Here is a 724-nt window from a genome sequence, read left to right as displayed (position 1 = left end):
TCTTGCACCATTACTGCCTTTATTCGTCCGAAAATCCATACCGTGTTTACTTCAACCACTGATTCAGCAAGCCCTATTTAAATATCTCTTAATTAGGTCTTGAAGAGATAATTTTTAATATTTATTCACATATAACCGGTGGATTCTGCGAGGGTAAGTTTGTATCGGGAGAATAGTGACAAGCGGGTTTCTAGTGCGATCGGGCTCCATTCTCAATAATCTTCAATCAACCGGGTTTATTGACCACAAAAGAAACCCGGTTTCTGAGGCGCTTGGCAATAGAAATCAACCGGGTTTCTGAGGATGAGTCCGTAAGTTCTGCGTAAAAATTAGCCTTTAGCCTGGGGGCCAGTTCATCTGCCGTCCGCCGAGAATGTGAAGGTGCAGGTGGTCTACAGTTTGGCCGCCGTCGCTGCCGCTATTAATGACGACGCGATAGCCGTTGCTAAGTCCGAGTTGTTCTGCTACCCGCTTGACAGTCAGCAGCAAGTGTCCCATGAGAGCATGATCTCCCGACTCGGCATCGGCTAATTTGGCAATAGGCTGTTTGGGAATGACGAGGATGTGGACGGGTGCTTGCGGATGGATATCTCGGAACGCGAGGGCCAAGTCGTCTTCATAAACGATGTCTGCGGGAATCTCTTTGCGGATGATTTTGCTGAAAAGCGTTTCTTGAGTTGTCATGGGTATTAACGAAGGAAGTTCGGCAACGGATTCTGTAACG

General features: G+C 47.4%; 1 protein-coding gene. It reads right to left on the bottom strand.

Annotated features, from left to right (window positions below):
* Positions 1 to 336: 336 nt before the first annotated feature.
* Entirely contained in the window at positions 337 to 684 is a 348-nt protein-coding gene (locus QUA58_RS22140; protein ID WP_333201966.1) for a histidine triad nucleotide-binding protein, read from the bottom strand.
* Positions 685 to 724: the final 40 nt, after the last annotated feature.

Origin of the sequence: Microcoleus sp. N9_A1, from assembly GCF_036701795.1 — a bacterium.
Lineage (GTDB): Bacteria > Cyanobacteriota > Cyanobacteriia > Cyanobacteriales > Microcoleaceae > Microcoleus.
The sequence above is the reverse complement of the archived record's forward strand: the minus strand, read 5'-3'. Positions and strand labels throughout refer to the sequence as shown.

What these genes read in the sequence shown, in the direction of transcription:
- QUA58_RS22140 (WP_333201966.1), bottom strand. Translation starts at nt 684, where the DNA reads ATGACAACTCAAGAAACGCTTTTCAGCAAAATCATCCGCAAAGAGATT.